Annotated in this window: 21 protein-coding genes and 2 pseudogenes; 13 read left to right on the forward strand and 10 right to left on the reverse strand. The window is 64.8% G+C overall.

The genetic code is table 11. The features are described from left to right. The first annotated feature begins 1 nt into the window (after position 1). From AC50X7_RS07420 to AC50X7_RS07430, 3 genes are all read left to right on the forward strand, one after another. On the forward strand, positions 2-1,507 hold the full coding sequence (locus AC50X7_RS07420; protein ID WP_494978413.1) for a glycoside hydrolase family 32 protein: 1,506 nt from the start codon (positions 2-4) through the stop codon (positions 1,505-1,507). 26 nt (positions 1,508-1,533) lie between these two features. Further along, positions 1,534-2,466 (forward strand): carbohydrate kinase family protein, encoded by a 933-nt coding sequence (locus tag AC50X7_RS07425; protein WP_494978414.1) that lies wholly within the window; start codon positions 1,534-1,536, stop codon positions 2,464-2,466. A gap of 153 nt (positions 2,467-2,619) precedes the next feature. Next, positions 2,620-3,093, forward strand: coding sequence for a sensor histidine kinase (locus AC50X7_RS07430; RefSeq protein WP_307093683.1), 474 nt, complete (start codon positions 2,620-2,622; stop codon positions 3,091-3,093). Between the two features lie 57 nt (positions 3,094-3,150). On the opposite strand, the gene AC50X7_RS07435 is transcribed toward AC50X7_RS07430, so the two are convergent. Further along, the gene (locus AC50X7_RS07435; RefSeq protein WP_494978415.1) at positions 3,151-3,762 is read right to left on the reverse strand and encodes an NADPH-dependent FMN reductase; all 612 of its coding nucleotides are present in this window, start codon (positions 3,760-3,762) and stop codon (positions 3,151-3,153) included. A 213-nt stretch (positions 3,763-3,975) separates the two neighbouring features. On the opposite strand from AC50X7_RS07435, the gene AC50X7_RS07440 reads away from it, so the two are divergent. Both AC50X7_RS07440 and AC50X7_RS07445 read left to right on the forward strand, forming a co-directional pair. Then, positions 3,976-4,116, forward strand: coding sequence for a hypothetical protein (locus AC50X7_RS07440; protein ID WP_494978416.1), 141 nt, complete (start codon positions 3,976-3,978; stop codon positions 4,114-4,116). 185 nt (positions 4,117-4,301) lie between these two features. Continuing rightward, a complete protein-coding gene (locus AC50X7_RS07445) occupies positions 4,302-5,231 on the forward strand; it encodes an SRPBCC family protein (protein ID WP_494978417.1) in 930 nt (309 codons plus the stop codon). Positions 5,232-5,363: 132 nt separating this feature from the next. On the opposite strand, the pseudogene AC50X7_RS07450 reads toward AC50X7_RS07445, so the two are convergent. Together AC50X7_RS07450 and AC50X7_RS07455 are read right to left on the reverse strand one after the other, a co-directional pair. Then, a pseudogene (locus AC50X7_RS07450) lies at positions 5,364-7,358 on the reverse strand (rhamnogalacturonan lyase); the annotation flags it as partial. 334 nt (positions 7,359-7,692) lie between these two features. After that, the gene (locus AC50X7_RS07455) at positions 7,693-8,628 is read right to left on the reverse strand and encodes an SMP-30/gluconolactonase/LRE family protein (protein ID WP_494978418.1); all 936 of its coding nucleotides are present in this window, start codon (positions 8,626-8,628) and stop codon (positions 7,693-7,695) included. Between the two features lie 200 nt (positions 8,629-8,828). Between AC50X7_RS07455 and AC50X7_RS07460 the strand changes: the two genes are divergently transcribed. Next, positions 8,829-9,167 (forward strand): hypothetical protein, encoded by a 339-nt coding sequence (locus AC50X7_RS07460; protein ID WP_307093677.1) that lies wholly within the window; start codon positions 8,829-8,831, stop codon positions 9,165-9,167. Positions 9,168-9,201: 34 nt separating this feature from the next. On the opposite strand, the gene AC50X7_RS07465 is transcribed toward AC50X7_RS07460, so the two are convergent. The 3 genes from AC50X7_RS07465 to AC50X7_RS07475 form a co-directional block, all read right to left on the reverse strand. Further along, positions 9,202-10,134 (reverse strand): threonine/serine dehydratase, encoded by a 933-nt coding sequence (locus tag AC50X7_RS07465; protein WP_494978419.1) that lies wholly within the window; start codon positions 10,132-10,134, stop codon positions 9,202-9,204. A 1-nt stretch (position 10,135) separates the two neighbouring features. Beyond that, entirely contained in the window at positions 10,136-10,396 is a 261-nt protein-coding gene (locus AC50X7_RS07470; protein ID WP_494978420.1) for a hypothetical protein, read from the reverse strand. A gap of 86 nt (positions 10,397-10,482) precedes the next feature. Beyond that, a complete protein-coding gene (locus AC50X7_RS07475) occupies positions 10,483-11,337 on the reverse strand; it encodes a hypothetical protein (RefSeq protein ID WP_494978421.1) in 855 nt (284 codons plus the stop codon). A gap of 193 nt (positions 11,338-11,530) precedes the next feature. Here AC50X7_RS07475 and AC50X7_RS07480 point away from each other — a divergent pair, with 193 nt between their 5' ends. Further along, positions 11,531-12,289 (forward strand): GntR family transcriptional regulator, encoded by a 759-nt coding sequence (locus tag AC50X7_RS07480; RefSeq protein WP_494978422.1) that lies wholly within the window; start codon positions 11,531-11,533, stop codon positions 12,287-12,289. 22 nt (positions 12,290-12,311) lie between these two features. Here the strand turns inward: AC50X7_RS07480 and AC50X7_RS07485 are convergent, their stop codons facing one another. Both AC50X7_RS07485 and AC50X7_RS07490 read right to left on the reverse strand, forming a co-directional pair. After that, entirely contained in the window at positions 12,312-12,770 is a 459-nt protein-coding gene (locus AC50X7_RS07485) for a PTS sugar transporter subunit IIA (protein WP_494978423.1), read from the reverse strand. Further along, positions 12,770-13,000 carry a PTS sugar transporter subunit IIB gene (locus AC50X7_RS07490; RefSeq protein WP_307093671.1) on the reverse strand — a complete coding sequence of 77 codons (231 nt, stop codon included), beginning with the start codon at positions 12,998-13,000 and terminating at the stop codon, positions 12,770-12,772. The genes AC50X7_RS07485 and AC50X7_RS07490 overlap by 1 nt, the downstream gene beginning before the upstream one ends. 228 nt (positions 13,001-13,228) lie before the next feature. Between AC50X7_RS07490 and AC50X7_RS07495 the strand changes: the two genes are divergently transcribed. From AC50X7_RS07495 to AC50X7_RS07515, 5 genes and pseudogenes are all read left to right on the forward strand, one after another. Further along, entirely contained in the window at positions 13,229-14,479 is a 1,251-nt protein-coding gene (locus AC50X7_RS07495; protein ID WP_494978424.1) for a PTS transporter subunit EIIC, read from the forward strand. 55 nt (positions 14,480-14,534) lie between these two features. Further along, positions 14,535-15,314 carry a glucosamine-6-phosphate deaminase gene (gene nagB, locus AC50X7_RS07500; RefSeq protein ID WP_494978425.1) on the forward strand — a complete coding sequence of 260 codons (780 nt, stop codon included), beginning with the start codon at positions 14,535-14,537 and terminating at the stop codon, positions 15,312-15,314. A 2-nt stretch (positions 15,315-15,316) separates the two neighbouring features. Beyond that, positions 15,317-16,063 carry a copper homeostasis protein CutC gene (locus AC50X7_RS07505; protein WP_494978426.1) on the forward strand — a complete coding sequence of 249 codons (747 nt, stop codon included), beginning with the start codon at positions 15,317-15,319 and terminating at the stop codon, positions 16,061-16,063. Between the two features lie 2 nt (positions 16,064-16,065). Next, a complete protein-coding gene (locus AC50X7_RS07510) occupies positions 16,066-17,289 on the forward strand; it encodes an N-acetylglucosamine-6-phosphate deacetylase (protein WP_494978427.1) in 1,224 nt (407 codons plus the stop codon). 263 nt (positions 17,290-17,552) lie between these two features. Further along, positions 17,553-19,135 (forward strand): annotated as a pseudogene (locus tag AC50X7_RS07515) (HNH endonuclease signature motif containing protein); the annotation flags it as partial. A gap of 187 nt (positions 19,136-19,322) precedes the next feature. On the opposite strand, the gene AC50X7_RS07520 reads toward AC50X7_RS07515, so the two are convergent. Together AC50X7_RS07520 and AC50X7_RS07525 are read right to left on the reverse strand one after the other, a co-directional pair. Then, positions 19,323-20,255, reverse strand: coding sequence for a Rieske (2Fe-2S) protein (locus AC50X7_RS07520; protein ID WP_494978428.1), 933 nt, complete (start codon positions 20,253-20,255; stop codon positions 19,323-19,325). A gap of 106 nt (positions 20,256-20,361) precedes the next feature. After that, entirely contained in the window at positions 20,362-20,661 is a 300-nt protein-coding gene (locus tag AC50X7_RS07525; protein ID WP_494978429.1) for a putative quinol monooxygenase, read from the reverse strand. A gap of 127 nt (positions 20,662-20,788) precedes the next feature. Between AC50X7_RS07525 and glgX the strand changes: the two genes are divergently transcribed. After that, entirely contained in the window at positions 20,789-23,011 is a 2,223-nt protein-coding gene (gene glgX, locus AC50X7_RS07530; protein WP_494978430.1) for a glycogen debranching protein GlgX, read from the forward strand. The last annotated feature ends 27 nt before the right edge of the window (positions 23,012-23,038 follow it).

The following is a 23,038-nucleotide window of genomic DNA, read 5'->3' on the forward strand; positions in this document are numbered from 1 at the left end:
CATGACTGCCGCGACCGCCACGACAGCTGAGACCTTCCGGCCGGCCCTGCACTACGCCGCCCGGGACACCTGGCTCAATGACCCCAACGGACTGATTTTTCATGAAGGCGCCTATCACCTTTATTACCAGAACAACCCGCTGGGCAACGTCTGGGGAAACATGTCCTGGGGCCACGCCACCTCCACAGACCTGCTGACCTGGACCGAGCACGCCGTCGCCATCGCCTGCGACGAGGACGAAGACATCTTCTCCGGCAGCATCGTCCATGACCGCCACAACACCAGCGGCTTCGGCACCGGGTCCACTGCGCCGCTCGTCGCCATTTACACCAGCGCCTTCAAACCCGGCTCGGGGCATGAGGGTATCCAGGCCCAGTCCTTGGCCTACAGCCTGGACGGGGGCTACACCTGGACAAAGCACACCGGCAACCCCGTACTCAGCCGCAACTCAGCGGAATTCAGGGATCCCAAAGTCATCAGGTACGACGGCGCCGCGGGCAGCTACTGGGTGATGGTCGCCGTCGAAGCCAAGGACTTCCAGGTAGTGCTGTACAAGTCCGAGGACCTGAAGAACTGGGAACTGCTGAGCACATTCGGCCCGGCCAACGCCACCGGCGGCGTCTGGGAATGCCCCGACCTTTTCCAGCTGCCCGTAGACGGCGACCCGGACAACCTTCGATGGGTCCTGACCGTCAACCTCAACCCCGGCGGACCCAACAAGGGCTCGGCCGGCCAATATTTCGTGGGCGATTTTGACGGAACCACCTTCACCTCGGCCAGCACCGTGACCGAAGGCCTTCAGGACCCGGACCGGCTGGGCGAATACCAGTGGCTGGACTGGGGCCGGGACTACTACGCCGGGGTTTCCTTCAGCAACGCCCCGGACAACCGCCGCCTCATGATCGCCTGGATGAACAACTGGGAATACGCGAACTACATCCCTACCACACCGTGGCGCAGTCCCATGAGTCTCGCCCGCGAAATTTCCCTGCAGGCCAGCGACGGAAACCTGCTCCTGGTCCAGCAGCCCGCGGGCGACTGGAGTGCATTGGCCAGCCCGCCGCCGTTCTGCCTTCCTGAAACCGCCATTCACGACAGCGCGCAGGTGCTGGCCGGCGCTGCCGGCACGGTCCAGCGCATCGATGTAACTTTCACGCCCGGAAGCGCAGAGGAATTCGGCCTCATCCTGCGTGGCGACGGCGTGAAGGGAACCCGCGTGGGCATCCGCCCCGGCGAAGGCAAACTGTTCGTGGACCGGCGGGACTCAGGGCAGACAGGCTTCCACGAATCCTTCCCCTCCCTTGACACCGCCCCTGTCCGGGCTACGGCGGGGTCCTACCGCCTCACCATCTTCGTGGACCGCTGCTCGGTTGAAGTGTTCGCCCAGGGCGGCCAAGTCACCATGACCGAACTGATCTTCCCGGCCGAGACCAGCACCGAGCTCTCTGTCTTTGCCGTGGGTGGTACGGCCACCATCAACAAACTTCAGGTCACCCAGTTCGCGTAGGGCAACCCAAGTCAGGAAAGAAAAACATGCACTACAACGGCAAGCCGAACCCTCCGCGGGAGGTGCTGGACGTCGTCGTTATCGGGGAAGCCCTCACTGACGTCGTGACCACGCCCGGGGGCACCAGCGAGCACCCCGGCGGGTCACCGGCCAACGTCGCCTATGGCCTGGCCCGGCTGGGAGTCAGCACCGGGCTGCTCACCGCCATCGGCACTGATCGCCGCGGCGCTGCGCTCGAGGAGCACCTTACCGGCGCCGGCGTGACGCTCCTGCCGGGCTCCCGCTCACTGGAGAGAACCTCGACGGCGACCGCCACCATCGCCCAGGACGGCTCAGCCAGCTACGCCTTCGACATCACTTGGGATGTGGAACCGCTGGACCTCGTGCACACCCCGCCCAAGGTCCTCCACACCGGTTCGATCGCAAGCTTTCTCGCGCCGGGCGCTGCAACTGTCCGGACAGTTCTCCAGCAACTCCGCCACCAGTGCATCATCACCTACGACCCCAATATCAGGCCGTCCCTGCTCGGAACCCACGCCGAAGCACTGCGCACTTTCGAGGAACTGGTCCACCTCACCAGTGTCGTCAAACTCAGCGACGAGGACGCTGAATGGCTCTACCCGGACAAGACCCTGGACGAAACCGCAACGCACATCCTCACGCTGGGAGCTGATCTCGCCGTTATCACCAAGGGCTCGTCAGGCTCACTGCTGGCAACACCGCGCACTGTCCTCAGCATCCCCGCGGTGACGTCCACGGTGGTTGACACCATCGGCGCCGGCGACTCCTACATGTCCGCCCTGATCCTGGGAATCCTCCCCCGCGGAACCGACGGCTACGCGCCTTCCGTCCTTGAACAATTGGGAGGCACGGCCGCTGCTGCGGCCGCGATCACCGTGGGCAGGGCTGGTGCCCTGCCCCCAACCGGAGACGAACTTCGCTCAATGCTTCATCGCTAACAGCAGGCTGACCGGGAAGGAAAGCAGCCAGACTGCTCGAGCGCAACAAGGCCCGCAGAATTGATGCGATCTTGAGGAAAACCTTGCTGCTCATTGACGTTGCAGGTCCACTCTGGAGGTATCGAACCAACAGCTTGCGGGGTGCAGGAAGTCATGGGAAACGAAACAGCTTTTGAAGAAGTAACAGCCGTGGCAGGCGTGCTGACAGATCAGCATCCACTCGACTTTTACACCCTGGGGCTGGCCGGCTGCATTGACCGGCTCACGGTGCCCCTTCGTCAGCAAGGGACCGCGGTCCACTGGGATACTCCACACTGGGGCATCGAGATTCCGGCGGACTGCGCGTCCCTGCTGTACCAGTCGGCACGCGAGGCACTCAGCAACGCGTTCAAGTACTCCGAAGCGTCGCAGCTCAACGTCCAGCTCGCCGCCGTCGACCACGGCATCCGCCTGGTAGTGGCCGACGACGGCACAGGCTTTGACAGCAAGCTCGCCACCTGCGGGCGCCACCACGGCTATGGACTCCGGCTCATGTCCGTGGCCGTCCACGAGGCCGGCGGCACCGTGGACATCAACTCAGTCCCCGGGCACGGCACGAGCGTGACCGTCACCCTGCCGCTGGACTAAAGACCCGGATGCCCGCCGTCGCTGGGACGGTGGGCATCCGCACTCCTGCCCTGACTGCTAGCGCGAAAGCTTTGCGGAATCCGGTTCCAGGTCCCCAATGTGGCCTGGTGCATTGGCGGCCAGGACGCGGGCTACGAAGGCACCGTACTCGTCCATATAGTGGCGCAGGAACTTGGCGGTTCCCTCATCCCTGACCTCGCCGTCCGCACCGAACACGTCTGGTTTGTAGTGGATGTAAACCTCGGGGGCGTTGAGCTGCGGCGCGTCCAGGAAGCTCAGGACACTGCGCATCGAGGACTGCATTACCGCGGTGCCGATGCTGCCCGGCGATGCTCCGATGATTCCCGTGGGCTTGCGGGCGAACGAGTTGCTTCCCCACGGCCGGGAGCCCCAGTCGATGGCATTCTTGAGGGCACCGGGGATGGAACGGTTGTACTCCGGCGACACGAACAGGATGCCGTCTGAAGCCTCGATGGACTCCTTGAGGGCACGTCCTGCCGGCGGGAAGTCGGCGTCGTAATCGTAGTTGTAGAGCGGAAGGTCCTTGATGGGGATCTCGGCGAACTCCAGGTCCTCCGGTGCGAGTTTGATCAGCGCGTTGGCGAGGACCCGGTTGATGGAGCCCGATGCCAGGCTCCCCACAAAATATCCGATTCGGTACGGTGCCATGAGTGTTCCTTCCAATGGCCAGTCAGCGCCGGCCGTCCATGTTCTGCCTGGAAAAGATGCCGCCCGTGGCGGGACGGCGGATGGTGCCCACTGCAGCACCAGTCCAGCACAGAAGAACCGTCCCGGCCAGAGCCTTTCCAGGGTCCTTGACAGGCCGGGCCGGGGAGCGCTGAATGATCTGTGGCGAAGTCCCCGTCGCGGTCAGGAGCAGCCATGAGCGAGAATCCATTGCAGGATGAGCGGGTCCACACGGAGGCACCCGCAGAGGGCGACCCGGATGCGGACATCACAGAAATCAGGGCTCACTCGCAGGACCCGGCCGAGGGGCCGGACACTCCGGAAGCTGGTCCCTGAACTGCGTTGGACTCCCCCGTCCACGGGACCCTCGACGGCGGCACCTGGCCCGGCAATCCGGCGCCGAGTGCCGCAGTCGTTTTTTCTTCCTCTGGAAACGAGCCAGCCCTTTAGGTATGTTGGTAAGCATGCTGATGATTTCTACCGATTCATCAGCTTTCCGGTAACAAAGCGAAGGAGACGTTATGAGCACGAAGGTGGAAAAACGCATTCTGGTGAACGTACCGGTAAGCACCGCTTACAACCAGTGGACCCAGTTCGAGGAATTCCCGCACTTCATGAGCGGCGTCAAGAGCGTCACGCAGCTCAGTGACGACCGGTTGGAGTGGGTGGCAGAGATCGGCGGCATCCGCCGGCAGTGGGAAGCCAAGATCCTGGAGCAGGTCCCGGATCGCAGGGTTGCGTGGGCCGCCACGGAAGGCGCAACAAACGCCGGCGCAGTTGACTTTGAAGACATCGGCGGCGGCCAGACCTCCCTGCAACTGACGCTTGAATACGAACCCGAAGGCATCATTGAGAAGGTGGGCGACAAGCTCAACGTCGTGGACCGCCAGGCCGAGGCCGACCTGCAGCGGTTCAAGGAATTCATCGAGGATGAGGGTTACGCGAGCGGCGCCTGGCGCGGCAGCGTCAGCACCGGAGCCCCTGCAGGCACCCCCGGTGTGGAGGACGCTGCGGGATCACGCGGCGATTCGGGCAAGGCAGGCATCTCCGGCAAGATGGCGGCGGGCTTGGGCGTCGCCGCGGCGGCGGGTGCGGCAGCGGCCATGGCAGGGTCCAAAAAGGACACCACTGAAGGTGCCGATGTAACAGTAACCCCAGTGGTTCCCAGCGAGCCCGTCACCGTCACCCCGGTCCCGACGGACACGACCACCACTACCGGCACCACAACCACGGGCACGGCGGCGGCAGCCGGCACCACCGGTTCGGTCGCCGATCTGGGTGATGACAGGATCGGCCACGCCTTCGACCAGACCAACGGTCTGGTGGACACCACCGGCGAGTCCGACGAGACGGTTGAGGGCGAGAACCTGAGCGCCGGGGAACGGCGCGAGGGCGACCGCCGGCCCGATGGCGGCCTGCCGCCGGTGGGCGGGAACCTCGGCCAGCACTAAACCGTGACTAACCCGGCACCGGAACTCACCGCGGCTGACAACTAAAGCCGGATCCGGCGTCGGACATTCCGCATACGAAAGCGGCGCCCACCCCCTTGTGGGGGAGGGCGGGGCTTTGTTGTTTCTTGGTTTCTTTTCTGTGCCGGCGTACTTCCCGGACGGTGCGGCCGGGGTCTCCATGCCCTCGCCGATGAAGAAGCCCGGGTGCGGCGGCTGGTTGTAGGCCACGTTCTCGCGGGCAACGGCGGTCCGGTAGACGGTGTCGTGCATGAGGGTGCGGAGCCGGACCTCGGTGGGTGAGGTGCTGGTGTAGATCCGCAGCTCGGTGCTGTCCGACGACGGGAAGGCCAGTTCCTCACGCCAGTCACCCAGGAGGTCCGCCTGGAGCGACGGGTTGCCCTTGGTGTGGTTGTTGGTCCTTGCGCCCGTGGCGGTCAGGAGCCGGTCGCTGGACTCGGTTTCCCAGTTCCACTTGGAGACGGTGGGGACACCCACGCCGGCTACGGCATCGAAGTCGTGGTCAACAATTTCGCGGAGCAGGTCGCCGTCCCACCAGGCCATGAAGTTGGCGGCGGGGATCTTTTGGGCGATCAGCTCGCCCTTGGCCGAACGCAACTGGCCCACCGGGGAGTTCCAGGCAGCGTCGCCGCCAACTGCCCAGCCTTCAGCACCGGCGTGGCGTGGGTCGATGTCGCCGATGGCGCCGCGGCCGGTGTCCCGGGTGGCAGGAATGCTCCACAGGACTTCACCGGTGGCGGAGTCGCGGAAGGTGGCGCCGCGGTTTCCGCTCTGGCTCATGCTCTCGTGCACGGCGAAGGTCTCCAGGCCCGGGCGGGACGGGTCCCAGTCGCTGGTGTGGATAGCGTCGCCGTGGCCCAGTTTGGTGTTGTAGAGCGGCGTGCCGTCGTCGTCAATGGTCATGGAGCCGAAGACGAACTCGTCCTTGCCGTCCTGGTCCACGTCAGCGACGGAGAGGTTGTGGTTGCCCTGGCCCTTGTACTCCGCCCCGGCAATGTCGGAATCGAAGGTCCAGCGCTTCATCAGCTTGCCGTCCACCAGGTCATAGGTGACCACAACGGCGCGGGTGTAGTAGCCGCGGCTGAACATCATGGAGGGCCGCTCGCCGTCGAGGTACGCGACACCGGCAAGGAAGCGGTCCACGCGGTTGCCGTAGCCGTCACCCCAGGAGCTGACGTTGCCACGCGGCGGGTCGTAGGGGACGGTGTCCATGATGGTGCCGGTGGCGCCGTTGAAGACGGTGAGGAATTCGGGTCCGGACAGGACGTAGCCGCCGCTGTTGCGGTAGTCCGCTGCGGCGTCGCCGATAACGGTGCCGGCGGCATCCTTGGTGCCGTCCGCCGTCTTCGTGGACACTTCGGCCTTGCCGTCGCCGTCGAAGTCATAGGCAAGGAGCTGCGTGTAGTGGGCGCCGGCACGGATGTTGTGGCCAAGGTCGATGCGCCACAGTTTGGTGCCGTCCATCTTGTAGGCATCCACGAACACGTTGCCCGTATAACCGGCCTTCGAGTTGTCCTGCGCGTTGGAGGGGTTCCAAAGCTGGATGATCTCGTAGCTGCCGTCGCCGTCGAGGTCCGCAACGCTCGCATCGCTGGCAGTGTAGGTGTAAGGCTTTCCGTCCTTGCTGACGCCGTCGGCCGGCTTGTCCAGCTTGATGGCGAGGTAGTTCTGGGCCAGCGGCGTGAATTCGGTGCTGAGCTTGTCCTGCCCGCTGCCGTTGCCCACCGTCTTAATGACGTACTTGGAGGCTGCGGTTCCGGCCGGGTCAACATAGGTGGTGGTGTTCCGGACGGGCTCTTCGGTGAGCTGGACGCCGTCACGGATCACATGGAAGCCAACGCTGTCCTTGTCCAGGCCCAGCATGCGCCAGCCAAGGGTAACGCCCTGGTCTGACAGCACGGCAACAGGTGCCCGGTCCAGGTTCTCCACCTGGCGCTGAAGCCCGGCCTTGCCGGAATGCACGGGGTCAGATGCAGGGTTTGCGTGGGCCAGGGGTACGCCGGTAAACGCCAGTGCGGCGGCCGTGAGTGATGCCGCCGCGGCAAGCGGGGCGGCCTTCCAGGCACGGCCTCCACGGGACAAGCGGGAACATTTTGAGGGATAGGGCAAGGGAACATCTCCTTTGATGCGGCGGCAGCTGAGTCTGCCGCACGACAGTTTGGAACGTTTCACTCCTACCCGCGACCAAGCAGTTCTGGGGCGGCTTGGGCGGTTTGAAGCAGGAGGGAAAGCGCTTTCTGCCCTTTAGGTTTATCAGCGGGCCACGACGAGGGTCAAGGCTTTTGCGGCACTAAGTGGGAGAATTTGTTTCATTGCGTTTCGTTATGGGCTTTAGACCCGGGGCGGAGCCGGACTGAGTCCGGACACGCGAAACTGGCTGGCAGGTGATGTCGCGGAACTGCGTTTTGACGACGTCACCTGCCAGCCAGTTGGAGGTTTTCAGTCAGTCACGTGCCGGAACCAGGACCACCTCGTGCGGGCTGGCCGGCCGGTTAAACTGGGCATTTACGGCGGCGAGGGTATCGCCGAACTTGGCAATCGACGTCGGAATATCAAAATGTTTGCTGGTGATGACATCCCGGAGCGTCCCGGAAGACAAGTCACCGGCCAGCTTGACGCGGGAAATCTTGTTGGCCATGTTTTGCACAGCCCACAGCGTGTTGCCCTGCACGAGGATGCCGTCCACGAACTCAAGGTTCAGGCCCTTGATCCTGCTGCTTTCGCCGTTCCACGGATTCACCCTGTACAGGGCCTTGTTCTTGGTGTGGGCCACGATCAGCACGTGGTCATCCCTGGCTGCCGCAATGCCGTTGAGCCCAAAGTCCGCGGGTGCCAGGGCAGCGCCTGCCTCGCCTTTCACGGTCAGCGTCCTGATAGCTTTGCGCAGCTCTCCCCAGCGGCTGACCTTGACCTGATACAGCTCGCCGTACTTCGAGTTCGTGAACCACGCTCCGTCATCGGTGAGGACCACGTCATTGATGAACGAACCTCTCTTGGTGCTCAGCGTGAGGTTGGCGACCGTAGCTTTGGTTTCGGTGTTGTAGATGTACGCCTTTCCGTTGCCTCCGCCGGCCACGTACAGCAGGTCGCGGCGGACATCCGCCTTCATCCCGACGGCCATCCGCCCCTTAGGTACGTCGATGAAACGCTTGGCCTTGCCGTCACGAATGTCGCCGCGGAAAATATCGCCGGTCAAGAGCTCCCCGGCGTAGAAAGTCTTCCCCTTGCCGGCCGCGATGCCCTCAGCGGACTTGGCGCCGTCGAGCACAATAGCATCGTCCCGGGAAGGCGGAGAGGCCGCTGCCGGCAGCGCAGTGGGTAACAGCAGGGCCAAAAGAGCAATGAATCCGACGGCGGTGCGGCGCTGTACTCGGCGCATGGTGCTTCCTTGAATTGGGCTGATGCGCGGGGCCCAATCTGCGGCAGCTCCGCACGATGGTTCTGCCATTTTAAGCACTTCCAGGACGGCCCGCCAGAGACTGATGCCCCCTTCATAGTTGCGGGTGCGGGCATCCCGGACCACCACCGCGTCCGGGATTCTGCTTACAATCGAAACCTCAATCAACTACTGAGGGACCCATGAAGAAACTCGCCACAGCCCTGATCGCCGCCGGACTCGTTGTCTCCGCAACGGCCTGCACCGCTTCGAACCAGCTCACCACCGCGGAAACCTGCGAGCGGATCCAGAGCGTTGTGTCCAGCCCTGCAAACAACGCGGGCAAGACGGGCATGAACCGCCTCGCCAACCAGATCCGGCCGATCCATGCGGTTGCCTCCGATGACCTTAAGCCCGCCCTTGAGTCCATCCTTGAGTACACGGACGAACAGGCAAAGGAAACCCCGGACGAAGCCAAGCTGACCGAGCTCCAGGCCGGTTACGAGCAGGCCGGCACTACCTACAGCCAGTTCTGCAGCTAAAGCCTTTTCCTTTGACCGGGCCCGGCTGCCCTACCTAGAGGTTGGCCGGGTCCGTGTTGGCCCCGCAAAGGATCACCGGGACGCGCTCCCCGGCCTTGGGCTCATATGCACCCGAGGTCAGGGCGGCATACGCCGCGGCAGCACCATGTTCCACCACCACCCGGCAGTCGTTCCACAGGAGCGAACGCGCCGCAATGATGTCGGTGTCGGACACCAGGACGCTTTCGACGCCGGCGCGGACCGCGACGGAGAAGCCGATGTCGCCGATACGTCGGGCTCCCAGGGAATCGGCAGCGACGCCGGACACCGCCACGTCAACGGGTTCACCCGCTGCCAGGGCGGCATGGAGCGTCGGGGCGTTTTCCGGTTCGACGCCCACCACCTTCGCGGAGCCTTCCACGGCTGTGGCGATTCCGGCCATCAGTCCCCCGCCGCCCACCGCAACCAGCACCGTGTCCACGCCGGCTATCTGCTCCAGCAGTTCCGTCCCCACCGCTCCTGCTCCGGCTGCGATTTCTGGCTGATCGTAAGCGTGGCAGTAAACAGCGCCGGTCTCCCGGGCGTGCGCCACCGCGGCCTGGTAAGCCTCCGCGTATTCCGCTCCGCCCTGGATGACCTTGGCGCCGATAGCCTCCAGCTTCCTCACCTTCACCGGTGGCGTCGCAGCCGGGACAAACACGGTTGCCGGGACTCGCAGCCGGGCTGCCGCGTAGGCGTTGGCCAGCCCTGCGTTTCCACCGGATGCCACCACCACGCCGACGTCCGGCTTCAGCTCTCCGCGCTCCTTACTGGCGAGGATGCGGTTGAGCGCGCCCCGGGCCTTGAAGGTGCCGGTGTGCTGCATGTATTCGCACTTGAACCACACCTCACCCTGGAACGTTCCTGGGTCAGCCTGCAGGACCGGCGTCAGCCGGGTGAGGCCGGCGGTCCGCCGTGCCGCGTCATCCACATCGGCGCGGGTAATCACGTCAGACTTCGTCGTCCCAGGTTCCGGGCTCCTCCAGGGCTTCCTCGGGCTTGTGCTCCTCGGGCGGCGCACCGCTTCCGGAGTACGACGCCGGGACGGTTCCGGCTGCGTGCGCCTGCTGCTCGTCACGGATATTGCTGGCACCCGGCAGTTCCGGGTGCTGGCCGCTCTGCGGCGCCTGCGTCACCGGCTTCGCCTCGTCGGGGTCACCGGGACCGCGAAGGTCGGCCGCGTTCTGGGGCTCCTCATTCGAAGTGGTCATGCTCCTGCCTTTCACCTGGGATACCTGGGCAAAAGATGGGCGGAACCCTTCGGTCCGCCCACCCTTGCCTACTCTAACGCCACGCTTTACCGCGACGAGGTCGGCGAAGCCGTGGACGTCTCGGCGCTCTCCGCTTCGGTCTCGGTTGCGGAAGGTGAGGCGGAGCCGCTCGGCGACGACGTGCTCGCGGAACCGGAGGTGCCGCTGGATGTCGGGCCGGAAGTCGCGCTGCCGCCGTCGGCCTTCCGGAGCACCTCATTGATGAGCTCCTCGAGCTCCTTCTGGTCCGGATCGCCCAAGTTGGCGCCGCTCTTGGTAGCTACGACCAGCAGCTTGCCCTCGGCGGCGGAGACCTGCATCAGCTTCTGCTGATTCTCGCCGCTGCGGGTGCTGAGGGTACCAAAGGTCTTCTCCGCGTCCGTGCTGGCCTGGAGCTCCTCGCTGGTGACCTCATAGGTCTGGCCCAGCGCCGTCACGGAGAACTTTCCGCACTGGCCCATTTTGCCGCTGATCCCGTCCAGGATCTCGACGGCGCCCGGTCCTTCGCTGCCCGACTGCGCGGAGACGGTGCGCGGCTGGTCACCCTCTGAGAGCGCGACGGCGATCCCACCGCTCTCCACCGTGTCCAGCAGTCCCGCGGTGGCGATGTCCTTGCAGTCTGCGGGGTCAACGGTCGCCGTGCTCAGGAGCAGGTTGGCGATGTTGCCGCCCTGGTCCACCTGCTCCTTGGAGTACAGCTTCAACTCGCTGCCGTCTTCGTCCTTCAATCCAGCGATCAGCTCGCGCAGCTCATCCTCGGTGTAAACCTTGGCTTCCGCCGTCTGGCTGGCCGAGGCACTCGCCGTCTCCGTGGCAGTTGGGCTCGCGCCGCCGCCGCCCGTACAGCCCGCCAGCGCAATCAGCGCTGCAGTCATCAGTCCAAGCGCAGGTACTTTTCGCATCAGGTACAACCCCTTTAGGAAATAGGAAGCAGGCTTAGTGTTTTCAACACTAGAGGTTTTTCCTAGGAGCAGGAAATACCGGCGCGGGAAAGTTGCATCTCCTCCAGTTCGCCCAAGGCCAGGGGCGGTGCGCTGTGGAATAATCCGAAGCAGTGGTCCTTACCGGACCGCTCCACGAATTGGAGGGGCCGACGTGCCAGCCACAGCACCATCAGCCAGCAGCGCCCGGCCGGCGAGCGCGGCTATCAACAACTCGCAGGTCCCCAAGCATGAGCAACTGAGGCTGATCATCCTCAAGCTGGCCAAGGAGGAGTTGGAGCCCGGTGCCCGGCTTCCCAGCGAGCGGACCCTGATGGACTCCTACAGCGTCAGCCGCATCACCGTCCGCGCCGCCATTGGCCGGCTCGTTAACGAGGGGCACCTGGTCCGCGTCCCAGCGAAGGGCACTTTCGTGGCGGACTCCCCCGTGCAGTCAACCCTGCACTTGGCGTCGTTCACCCAGGAGATGGAGTCCCTGGGCCATGTGCCCAGTACGGTGGTGCTGGTGGCGGAAGCCGCGGCAGCTCCCGATGATACGGCCGAGGCGCTCAGCCTGGCTCCGGGATCCGAAGCCATCCACCTCAAGCGCCTTCGGCTTGCCGACGGCCGGCCGGTCAGCGTCGATGACGCCTGGTACAACCCGGAGCACGCCCGCGGACTGCTGAACCTTGACCTGACAGGATCCGTCTACAAGGCCCTCGCCGCACAATTTGGCCACCAGATCGACAGGGCACGGCAGAGCGTCCGGTCCGAGGGTGCCCCGGCAGACGTCGGCGCGCTCCTCGGCACTGGAACGGGAGCGCCTGTGCTGGCTTTTGACCGGGTTTCCTATTCAGGCCGGCTCGCGATCGAACACTCTCGCTCCTGGTACCGCTCGGACCGCTACTCCCTCAACATGGAAGTCCGGCTCTAAGAGCCGGCCCAAGCTTCCGCGGCTAGTCCAGCGAAAACAAGCTGGCTCCGGCCGCTACTGTGCCGGATGCCAGCAGCGTGGCCGCGTCGGGTTTCGTGTCAAGCACGACGACGGGACTCACCATCGAGTATCCGGCGGCCAAGGCGGCGGCTGGGTCCACCCGCATGATGGGCGTACCGGCGTCAACGGTGTCCCCTTGCGCAATGAGCAGGTTGAAGCCCTCACCCTTGAGTTTGACCGTGTCGATCCCCACGTGGGTCAGGACACCGCGCCCTGATGACCCCACCACCACAAAGGCATGCGGCAGGAGCTTGATCACCTTTCCCGAGACCGGGGATACGACGTCGAACATCTCACCCGCCGGAGGCTCGACAGCTGCACCGGACCCCACCATCTGGCCGGCGAAGACGGGGTCCGGGACATCGGCGAGGGGAACCACGGCGCCGCCGAGGGGGGCGTGGACTACGAGGGATTCCGCCACTAGAGCAGGTCCTCTATGTCTTCGGCCAGGTTGTCGGCCTCCGGTCCCACAACCACCTGGACAACAGTTCCGGCGGCCAGGACGCCGTGCGCTCCGGCTGCCTTGAGGGTGGCTTCGTTGACCAGTGAGCCGTCTTTGACTTCCGTGCGCAGGCGCGTGATGCACGCTTCGATTTCCACGATGTTGCCGGCTCCGCCCAGGCCTTCAATAATCTTTTCTGCTTTGGACATGGCTGCCCTTTCTGCTGGTGCCCGCTTGGAGCATTGATTCCTCACCGGGGCCGGCGGCCCAGGTGCGACCAATTATGGCTTCCGCAGCCGGGCCTTTGAATAGCCCGGCAGCTCTTCCACTGCCTTGACAGGCGATCGTGGGATGAATCACACTGAACTGGTCATAACCAGACAGTACCGGCTGAACCCGTCACTCCACAACCCCCAACGATCCCGCAGAGGTGCAACATGTCAACGTCTGATACCGCCGCCCTGGCCCCGGAGAAAAAGCCGAACAAGGTTTTTGCCACCCTGCAGCGCCTGGGCCGCTGTCTCATGCTCCCCATCGCTGTACTCCCCGCCGCCGGCATCCTGCTGCGCATCGGCCAGGCAGATCTTCTGGGCGCGATTCCAGGGTTCGAAGGGGGCGCGGCTGTCATTTCCGCCGCCGGCAATGCCGTGTTCACCTGGCTCCCGCTGATCTTCGCGGTGGGCATCGCCATCGGCTGGGCTAAGAAGGCGGACGGGTCCACCGCATTGGCAGCCGTGGTGGGTTACATGGTGATCGACGGCGTCTTCAAGGCAATGTCACCGCTGGTTTTGGCAGGACAGGTGGACCCTACGGGCAAGCCCGCCGTGATCAACTACGGTGTCCTCGCCGGCATTGTGGTGGGCCTGTTTTCCGCGATGCTCTGGCAACGTTTCTACCGCACCAAGCTTCCCGACTTCCTGGGCTTCTTCAGCGGCCGGCGCCTGGTGCCAATCCTGACCTCCGTCACCAGCCTGGTGGCCGGCGTCGCACTGGCCCTGGTTTACCCTTTCTTCAACGCAGGCCTTTCAGCCGTGGGTGAGGCCGTGGCAGGCAATGCCGTTGCCGGCGGCGGAGTCTATGGCTTTGCCAACCGCATGCTCATCCCTGCGGGCCTGCACCACATCCTGAACTCGGGTGTCTGGTTCCTGATCGGCGACTACACCGACGCTTCCGGCCAACTGGTCCGCGGTGACCTCAACCGGTTCTTCGCCGGCGACCCCACGGCGGGCATCTTCATGACCGGCTTCTTCCCCATCATGATGTTCGGCTTGCCGGCCGCCGCCCTTGCCATCTGGCGCCACGCCAAGCCCTCGCAGAAGAAAATCGTGGGCGGCATCATGCTCTCCACCGCCCTCACGGCATTCCTCACCGGCATCACTGAACCGCTCGAGTACTCGTTTATGTTCGTTGCTTTTCCGCTCTACATCGTCCATGCAGCACTGACGGGAACCTCCATGGCCCTGGTCAACGCGCTGGATATCCACCACGGGTTCACCTTCTCCGCCGGCCTTATCGACTTCATCCTCAACTTTGGCAAGTCGGAGAACGGCTGGCTCCTCATCCCCATTGGTTTGGGCTATGCGGTGATCTACTACTTCCTCTTCTCCATAGTTATCAAGCGCTGGAACCTGCGCACCCCGGGCCGGGAGGACGACGAAGTCACCGTGGAGACTGACGCGGCCAAGTAGACCGGCCACCCAACACATAACAGCGTCAGCAACAGCAACTGAAAGCACCCACACCATGGAAATTGTCATCCTTCCCGCTCCTGCAGATGTGGCCCGCACGGCTGCGGATGCCATCGAACAGCAGGTCCGCAGCGGCCCGTCCGTCCTGGGCCTGGCCACGGGGTCCACACCTTTGGGCACGTACCGGGAGCTCATTGAGCGGCACCGAACCAGCAGGTTGAGTTTCGCCGGGGCTCAAGCCTTTCTCCTCGATGAGTACGTGGGCCTGCCCAGTGCGCATCCGCAGTCGTACCATTCCGTGATCCGAGAGGAATTCGTGGACAGCGTGGACTTTGCCGCTGGTGCTGTCCATGGCCTGGACGGAACAGCAGAGGACCTCGACGCTGAGGCTGCCCGGTACGAGGCCGCCATTGCAGCGGCGGGAGGCGTGGACCTCCAGATTTTGGGAATCGGAACGGACGGCCACGTCGGTTTCAATGAACCGATGTCCTCGCTTGCCTCGCGGACCCGGATCAAGACACTGACCCAGCAGACCCGGCAGGACAACGCCCGCTTTTTCGCCCGCCCGGCGGATGTTCCGGATCATGTGCTGACCCAAGGACTGGGCACTATCCGCGAGGCCCGGCACCTGCTGCTGCTTGCCATGGGTGAGGCCAAGGCAGAGGCTGTCGCGGCAGCCGTGGAAGGTCCCGTGGCTGCCCTGTGCCCGGCCTCCGCACTGCAGCTGCACCCGCACGTCACCGTCCTTTTGGATCAGGGTGCGGCGTCCAGGCTGGCGCACCGCGAGTACTACCAGGACACGTTCGGGCGCAAACCCGCGTGGCAGGGACTGTGAGCATGGTCGGGAGCCTGCTCCAGGTGCCACAGCTTGAGCTGGCCGTGGAAAGTGCCGAGGGCGTGCGCCTCGCAGCATCCGTGGGCGCGGCACGGGTGGAACTTTGCGCAGCCCTGGCAGAGACGGACGGCATCACAGCCAGCATCGCCACCATCGAGCAGGCGTGCAGGGTGGGCCTGCCGGTCCACGTCCTGGTCCGCCCGCGCCCCGGCAGCTTCACCTACTCCGAGGAGGAGCTCCAGGTGCTTGAGCGAGATGTGGAAGCGGCGCTGGATGCCGGTGCTGCCGGCGTCGTGATTGGTGTATTGGCGGACGACGGCGGACCTGACGTTGCGGCCCTCCTTCGGGTTTCGGAGGCGGCCCGCCGTCGTCATCCCGGTGCGGAGGTGACGTTCCACCGGGCGTTCGACGCCGCTCTGGTCGCGGGCGTGGACCCTGGGGAGGCGTTGATCCGGCTTGAACGCACCGGTGTCAACCGCGTGCTGACCAGCGGCGGAAGCCCGGACTGCACAGCCGGACTGCCGATGCTGGCGCGGTTGGTGGAGCTGGGACGGGAGCACGCGCCGTCGTTGCAGATCATGGCCGGCGGCGGAGTGCGGCTGGAACTGATGTCCGCATTGGTCCGCAGCGGAGTGCATGCTGTGCACACCTCCGCGCGGAACAACGACTATTCCACCGGGACCAGGGCGAGTGCGGCCGACCCCTCACTCGCTGCCGCGATGGCAGCTGCGCTGGCAGCAGGCGGCTGATAATGGGCGAGGATCTGATTCTTCGCGGCCGTATCGTGACCGGGAGCATGGACGTCGAGGACGGCCTGGTAGCGGTAGACGGTGGGCACATCACCTATGCCGGGCCGGCTTCGGGCTTTCGTGGCGACCCTGGCATTGCCGCGGGCCGGGGTGCTGCCGGACGCATTTTGCTGCCGGGCCTGGTGGATCTGCACTGCCATGGGGCCAACGGCTCGGACTTCTCCGAGGGTTCGGTGGCGGGCGCCCGTGCTGCTGCCCGTTATCTGCACAGCAGGGGGACCACCACGCTGCTCGCCAGCCTGGTCACGGCAGCGCCCGCGGACCTGTTGCGGAACCTGAAGGCGTTGCGGACCGTGGCGGAGGAGGGGCTGATCGCCGGGTCGCACCTGGAGGGTCCCTTCCTGTCCGCAGGGCAGTGCGGGGCACATGACCCGGGGCTGTTGCTTGAACCCGACGCTGGCCTCATGGGTGAACTGCTCGAAGTTGCGGGCCCTTCCCTGGCTTCCATGACCCTGGCTGCTGAACTTCCCGGCTCTGAGGTGCTCGTGGATTTGCTGGCTGCCCGCGGGGTCATTCCGTCGCTGGGGCATACGGCAGCTGATCACCAGTCCGCCGCCTCGTTCCTGGAGCGGGCAGCCGCCGGGCTTTCCGGAGCATCAACAGCGGCGAGCCGCGGGGGCCAGCGTCCAACCGTCACCCACCTCTTCAACGCGATGCCGAGCCTCCACCACCGCTCCCCCGGCCCCGTCTCCGCCTGCTTCAGTGCCGCGAGTGCCGGGGACGCCGTCGTCGAACTCATAGCCGACGGCGTCCACCTGGCCCCCGAGACGGTGAAGACGGTGTTCGAACTGATCGGGGCGGACAACATCGCCCTGGTCACCGACTCCATGGCTGCCACCGGCCTGCAGGACGGCCACTACAAGCTCGGTACGTTGGCCGTGACGGTTGATGGCGGCGTAGCCCGCGTGGACAGTACTGGCGCGATCGCCGGCGGAACGGCCACCCTCCTGGACGTTGTCCGGTCCGCTGTTGCCGCTGGTGTTTCGTTAAGGGACGCCATCACTTCGGCCGCAGCTGTCCCGTCCGCGGTCCTGGGATTGTCGGGGCAGGCAGGGGACCTGCGGGCTGGGATGCCGGCGGACGTCGTTGTGGTCGACCATGAATTAAATTTGGCAGGAGTGCTGCGGCGGGGTGAGTGGGTGGCTGAGCTGGGGCGGTCCGGGTAGCCCGCACGCCTGAAATTGTCAGTGCCTCGCGGACGATGTGTTTGGAGCAGGTTTCATCAGGTGCGGAGGCTGGGAAGGAGGTGATCCTACCTGCGTAGCCGGCCGCTCCCACTCGAAATGTCGCTGCCTCGATGGACGATGTGCCCATGGAGCAAGGCCGGTCGGGTGTGGACATTGGGGAGGCGGTGGTCCTGCCTGCCGGCCCCGCTGAACCGGAAAGCGCACCCACCCAGATTGTCAGTGCCTCCGTAGAGGATGTTGGTATGGGAAACGGTGAGGGCGCAGTGGCAGTGATGGAGGGCATTCATGCCTCCGTTGCCGGCGTGGGGGCCCTGTTTCTCGAGGATGCCGCCCTGGCCACTACCGCTGCTGCCGGTGGCGGGGTTGACGTGCTCCAGCGCGCGTACGGGATCCGTTTGGACCGGTTGGGGCTGCTGTCCAAGCTCGAAGCGCAGATAGCTGGGCTCAAGGCACGCGACGCAGCCGAAGCCTTCGAACTGCAACAAGCGATGACCCCACCGAACGCACCCGTGCACGAACGAACCTACGCCGAGATGTCAACGATCGAGGAAACCGCCGGCGTCCTGACCATCAGCGGACCCGCAGCCGGAGCGTTCATCACCCAGTCCCGCCAACTCTGCTCCCTCCCGCTGGCCCTGGGGGCACTGTCCTCCGGGACCATCTCCTGGCAGCACGCGAAAATCATCGCCGACGAAACAGAAGGCCTCAACCCCGCCGGCGCCAACGCCCTGGTGGCGCATTTCCTGGACCCGGACGCGGCCAACCCGGCCCGCGGAGCCGCCGGCGGGAAACTGGTGCCCTCACGGTTCCGGGCCAGAGTACGGTCCTGGCGCGAACGCCACCACCCCGAATCCATTGAAAAGCGGCACGCCAAAAGCGCGGCCGACCGCCGCGTCGAATACAGCCCCGACCGTAACGGCATGGCCTGGTTCTCCGCCTACCTGCCCGCCCACCAGGCGTCCGCGATCTGGAACAAAATCACCGCCCTCGCCCGCGGCGCCCAAGGCCCGAACGAACCCCGAAACCTCACCCAACTCCGGCCAGACATCCTCGCCAACCTCCTCCTCAGCGCAGGACCCGCGCTAACTCCAACCACGGAACCCAGCCCGCACACCACCAAAGACAGCCCCACGGACGGCTCCCAGGATGGCGCCGCGGACGCGATCAGACGAGCCACCCTGGCAATCACCGGCAGCAACGCCACCAGCACAAGCACCGGCGAATACCAGGGCGACCAGCAGAGGATGCCGGTCATGCCGACGCCGCGACAGTCCCTGCCGGCAACGGCGGGTACGCCGATGTCGCCAAAGTCCCGGTCCCAAACACAACAGTGCTCGTGACCGTCCCGGTGTTCGCACTCCTCGGACTTACCGACGAACCAGCCGTCCTCGACGGGCACGGCCCCATCCCCGCCTCCATGGCACGCAAACTCGTCACCGACGGTGCCACCTCGTTCCACCGCGTCCTCGTGGACCCCCGCGACGGCGCACCACTGGAAATCGGACGCACCAAATACCGGCTCACAGCAGCCATGAAACAGGCACTGCGCCTGCGCGACGGAAAATGCACCTTCCCAGGCTGCAACAACCGCTCCCCCGACAACGAAACCGACCACCTCCAACCCTGGCAGCACGGCGGAACCACCGGAATCAGCAACCTGGCACAACTCTGCCCAAAACATCACCGCCTCAAACACAACAGCCGCTGGGCCCCCACCCCAGCCACCCACAACGAACCACCCGGCTGGACCTCACCCACCGGCCGCCACTACCAAAGCGAACACCACAACTGGGAACCACCACACTGGCCACCCGGCCTCCTGCCCGCCACGGAACGCAGTTCCATTGAAGAGGTCTTCGTGGAGTACTTATCCGGCTGAGACGCCTCTTTCGCGCTGGTCGTAATAGGACCGAACCGGCCGGAGCGTTGGTGCCCCAACGGGTACGTTCAGCGGCCGTTACGTCTAGCGGCACCACGTTTAGCAGCCGTTACGTGCAGTCGCCGTCAAATGCTCAGTCGGCGCCGGGGAGGTTCACTTCCACGAGCCCGCCTGTGACACGGGTTTCGAACCGCGGCTGCCTTGCAGTGGCCGGCCCTGCCTGGACTTCACCGGAGCGCAGGGAAAAGGTGCTGCCGTGCCAGGGGCAGACGACGCACGGGTCGCCACCGTCGGTCTGGCTGCCGTCATTCAGCTTGCCGTCATTCAGCTTGCCTTCCTTCACTTTGCCTTGCTTCAGCTTGCCCTCGTGGAGCGGACCGGAAAGGTGGCTGCAGACGTCGGACAGCACGTTGACCGTTTCCCCTTCGCGGAAGACGAGCAACGGGAGTCCGGCCACCACACGCTTGTGGAGCTTCCCATCGGGCAGGTCCTGCAACGGCGCGAGGGCCTGCCACCCGCTCGGGAAGCGGTGCGGGATATCCTCGCTGTGATTAACCCCGGCGGCCTGGCGATAGCTGAGGTGGCCACCTAAAAAGCCGCCAAAACTGACAACTCCGAGACCCAGATACGCGAGGACCTTGCCTGCGGCCTGCTGTCCGTTTGCCCGCACCACCAGCGACGCACCGTAGAGGCTGGCTGCAGTGATATTGGCAGCGGCATGGACCAGTCCAACCCGCTGCTGCTGGCTGTGCAGCTGCGACCAGTCCATGAAGCCGGCCACGGCGGAAGGCAGCGCAGATGCGGTTCCGACGCCGATCAATACGGTGGCAGCCCGGTTGTTGCCGGGGAGCGCATCCAGGACGGCTGCAGAGATCCAGGATCCCAAGGGAACCTGGACTGCCAGGGGATGGACCGGGTGGCCGATGGGCACCCCGTGGAGAATGTCCCGTGCCCACTGGGGGCGGACCGTACGCTTGACTACTTTCCGGACCTTCTTGGCCACGGGATCCAGCCACTCGGCATCTTCCAGGCGGGTAACAAGCTCAAGTGCAGGCAGCGGTTTCATGTGACTCCCTTACCCCGTTCGTCAATGTGCAGACGTTAGTGTCCAGTCGATGCCGGTCAGCCTAGCTGCTGCCCGGCGGAAGGGACAGGGGTGCGCGGAGAGGCTGTCAGCGCAGCGGAGACCCAAGCACCGTGAACTGGTTGCCGCCCATCTCGCCCGAAAGCAACGGCATCGCCTCAGCGATCGCTGCGCGAACGCTGTCCAGCTGCAGTGACGCCTGATGCGCTTCCCGCGACTCCCACAGCTCGGACACAAATACTGTGTCCGGCACTTCGTCGTTGACGCCCACTTCGTACAGCAGGCAGCCGGCCTCCTTAAGCCCGGCAATGGGCCGGAGCAGGATGGACACGACGGCGTCGCGCTGGCCGGGGTTGGTTCCGAGGCTTCCCACATTCGCAAAGGTCATGGAGACAGTGTGCAGCACTGGGGTGCCAGACCCGCGAAGGCAAGGCCCGGCGTCGTACGTCTGACCTACTTCCCGGATGAACCGCCACCTTTATGATTCGATGATGTCCTTGGGGATGGAGGCGGGCATGGAAGTCTGGACGGGGAACGCCTATCCGCTGGGCGCCACGTATGACGGCAGCGGCACGAATTTCGCGGTGTTCAGCGAGGCGGCGAGCGCCGTCCAGCTGTGCCTGTTCGACGAGGACGGCACCGAGCAGCGGATCCGCCTGGAGGCGGTGGATGCCTTCGTCTGGCACTGCTACCTCCCCCATATCCTGCCCGGCCAGATGTATGGCTACCGTATGGAGGGGCCCTACGATCCTCCGCGCGGCCTCCGCTTCAACCCACATAAGCTGCTGCTGGACCCCTACGCCAAGGCAACCAGCGGCGGCATCACCTGGGGCCAGCCAATGTTCTCCTACGACTTCGGCGACCCAGCCTCGTTCAACACCGAAGACTCCGCTGCCAACACTATGAGATCCGTGGTGATCAGCCCGTTCTTTGATTGGCAACACGACCGACCGCCGCGGATCCCCTACAGCGACAGCCTGATCTACGAAGCCCACGTGAGGGGCCTGACGATGACCCATTCGGAAGTGCCGGAGCGGGAACGCGGCACGTATGCCGGCATCGCCCACCCCGCCATCATCGAACATCTGCAGAAGCTCGGCGTGACGGCGATCGAGCTGATGCCGGTCCACCAGTTCGTCCAGGACAGCACGCTGAAGGACAAAGGGCTCAGCAATTATTGGGGCTACAACACCATCGGCTTCTTCGCGCCCCACGAGAGCTACAGTTCCAGTACCAAGCCGGGGCAGCAGGTGCAGGAATTCAAGGCGATGGTCCGCTCCCTGCACGCCGCCGGCATCGAGGTGATTCTCGACGTCGTCTATAACCACACGGCGGAAGGGAATCACCTGGGCCCCACCCTTTCCTTCAAAGGTATCGATAACCAGGCGTACTACCGGCTGGTGGACCACGAGAAGCAGCATTACCTGGACTACACGGGCACCGGCAACACGATCAACGTCCGCCACCCCCACGCCCTGCAGCTCATGATGGATTCGCTGCGGTACTGGGTGCTGGAAATGCATGTGGACGGGTTCCGCTTCGACCTCGCTTCCGCCCTGGCGCGCGAGTTCTACGAGGTGGACCGGCTGTCGAGCTTCTTCGACCTCGTCCAGCAGGATCCCGTGGTGTCCCAGGTGAAGCTCATCGCGGAGCCGTGGGATGTGGGCCCGGGCGGTTACCAGGTGGGCAACTTTCCGCCCCTCTGGACCGAGTGGAACGGAAAGTACCGCGACGCCGTACGCGACTTTTGGCGTGGCGCGCCGGCCACGCTCGGTGAGTTTGCCTCCCGCCTGGCGGGTTCCTCTGACCTTTACGAGAGTTCAGGACGCCGGCCCGTAGCCTCAATCAATTTCGTCACGGCGCACGACGGCTTCACCTTGCGCGACCTGGTGTCTTACAACTCCAAGCACAACGAAGCCAACGGCGAGAACAATAACGACGGCGAGTCCCACAACCGCTCGTGGAACTGCGGTGTGGAAGGACCCACCACCGACAGTGGCATCCTCGCACTGCGGGCTCGCCAGCAGCGCAACTTCCTGGCCACGCTCCTCCTTTCCCAGGGCGTTCCGATGGTGCTGCACGGCGACGAACTGGGGCGCAGCCAGCTTGGAAACAACAATGTTTATTGCCAGGACTCGCCCCTCTCATGGATCAATTGGGAGGAAGCGGACCAGCCCTTGGTGGAGTTCCTTGCAGCGGTCAGCAGGCTGCGCCGGGAACACCCCACCTTCCGCCGCACCAGGTTCTTTGAAGGCCGGCCCGTCTTGCGTGGCCTCGGTCAGCCACTGCCGGACATCGTCTGGCTCGACAAGGACGCTTCGGCAATGGTTCCTGAAGACTGGGACAATCCCCTCGCCCGCGCCCTCGGGGTGTTCTACAACGGCGCCGGGGTGGGCAAGGACCACCGCGGCCGGGTGATCCACGACCATAACTTCCTGCTGTACTGCAATTCCGGGGACGAACCGGTGGTCTTCACCATTCCCAGCGCCGAGTACTCGCCCAGCTGGGAACAACTCATCGATACCGCCGGTGAGCACGCGGACACCGGCCTGCTCCATGCCGATGAAGCTGTCGAACTGGCGGGCAGGTCCCTGCTCGTACTTCGGTCTTACGCCAGCCCGCCCGAGAAGCCCGACCACTCGGTGTCCGCCTCACTGGCCCTGCTCTCAACCCCCGAACCGGCAGTCCTGCCTGCAGGAAATACTGCGCAGGAAAAAGCCGGCCAGCGCACAACGTAAGGCGCTGGCCGGCCTGACCGGAGGTGA

This window comes from Pseudarthrobacter sp. Hb11, from assembly GCF_059383655.1.

Excerpts from the sequence above, each read along its gene's own strand:
- AC50X7_RS07420 (WP_494978413.1), top strand. The coding sequence starts at position 2 with ATGACTGCCGCGACCGCCACGACAGCTGAGACCTTCCGGCCGGCCCTG.
- AC50X7_RS07425 (WP_494978414.1), top strand. The coding sequence starts at position 1,534 with ATGCACTACAACGGCAAGCCGAACCCTCCGCGGGAGGTGCTGGACGTC.
- AC50X7_RS07430 (WP_307093683.1), top strand. The coding sequence starts at position 2,620 with ATGGGAAACGAAACAGCTTTTGAAGAAGTAACAGCCGTGGCAGGCGTG.
- AC50X7_RS07435 (WP_494978415.1), bottom strand. The coding sequence starts at position 3,762 with ATGGCACCGTACCGAATCGGATATTTTGTGGGGAGCCTGGCATCGGGC.
- AC50X7_RS07440 (WP_494978416.1), top strand. The coding sequence starts at position 3,976 with ATGAGCGAGAATCCATTGCAGGATGAGCGGGTCCACACGGAGGCACCC.
- AC50X7_RS07445 (WP_494978417.1), top strand. The coding sequence starts at position 4,302 with ATGAGCACGAAGGTGGAAAAACGCATTCTGGTGAACGTACCGGTAAGC.
- AC50X7_RS07455 (WP_494978418.1), bottom strand. The coding sequence starts at position 8,628 with ATGCGCCGAGTACAGCGCCGCACCGCCGTCGGATTCATTGCTCTTTTG.
- AC50X7_RS07460 (WP_307093677.1), top strand. The coding sequence starts at position 8,829 with ATGAAGAAACTCGCCACAGCCCTGATCGCCGCCGGACTCGTTGTCTCC.
- AC50X7_RS07470 (WP_494978420.1), bottom strand. The coding sequence starts at position 10,396 with ATGACCACTTCGAATGAGGAGCCCCAGAACGCGGCCGACCTTCGCGGT.
- AC50X7_RS07475 (WP_494978421.1), bottom strand. The coding sequence starts at position 11,337 with ATGCGAAAAGTACCTGCGCTTGGACTGATGACTGCAGCGCTGATTGCG.
- AC50X7_RS07490 (WP_307093671.1), bottom strand. The coding sequence starts at position 13,000 with ATGTCCAAAGCAGAAAAGATTATTGAAGGCCTGGGCGGAGCCGGCAAC.
- AC50X7_RS07495 (WP_494978424.1), top strand. The coding sequence starts at position 13,229 with ATGTCAACGTCTGATACCGCCGCCCTGGCCCCGGAGAAAAAGCCGAAC.
- nagB (WP_494978425.1), top strand. The coding sequence starts at position 14,535 with ATGGAAATTGTCATCCTTCCCGCTCCTGCAGATGTGGCCCGCACGGCT.
- AC50X7_RS07505 (WP_494978426.1), top strand. The coding sequence starts at position 15,317 with ATGGTCGGGAGCCTGCTCCAGGTGCCACAGCTTGAGCTGGCCGTGGAA.
- AC50X7_RS07510 (WP_494978427.1), top strand. The coding sequence starts at position 16,066 with ATGGGCGAGGATCTGATTCTTCGCGGCCGTATCGTGACCGGGAGCATG.
- AC50X7_RS07520 (WP_494978428.1), bottom strand. The coding sequence starts at position 20,255 with ATGAAACCGCTGCCTGCACTTGAGCTTGTTACCCGCCTGGAAGATGCC.
- AC50X7_RS07525 (WP_494978429.1), bottom strand. The coding sequence starts at position 20,661 with ATGACCTTTGCGAATGTGGGAAGCCTCGGAACCAACCCCGGCCAGCGC.
- glgX (WP_494978430.1), top strand. The coding sequence starts at position 20,789 with ATGGAAGTCTGGACGGGGAACGCCTATCCGCTGGGCGCCACGTATGAC.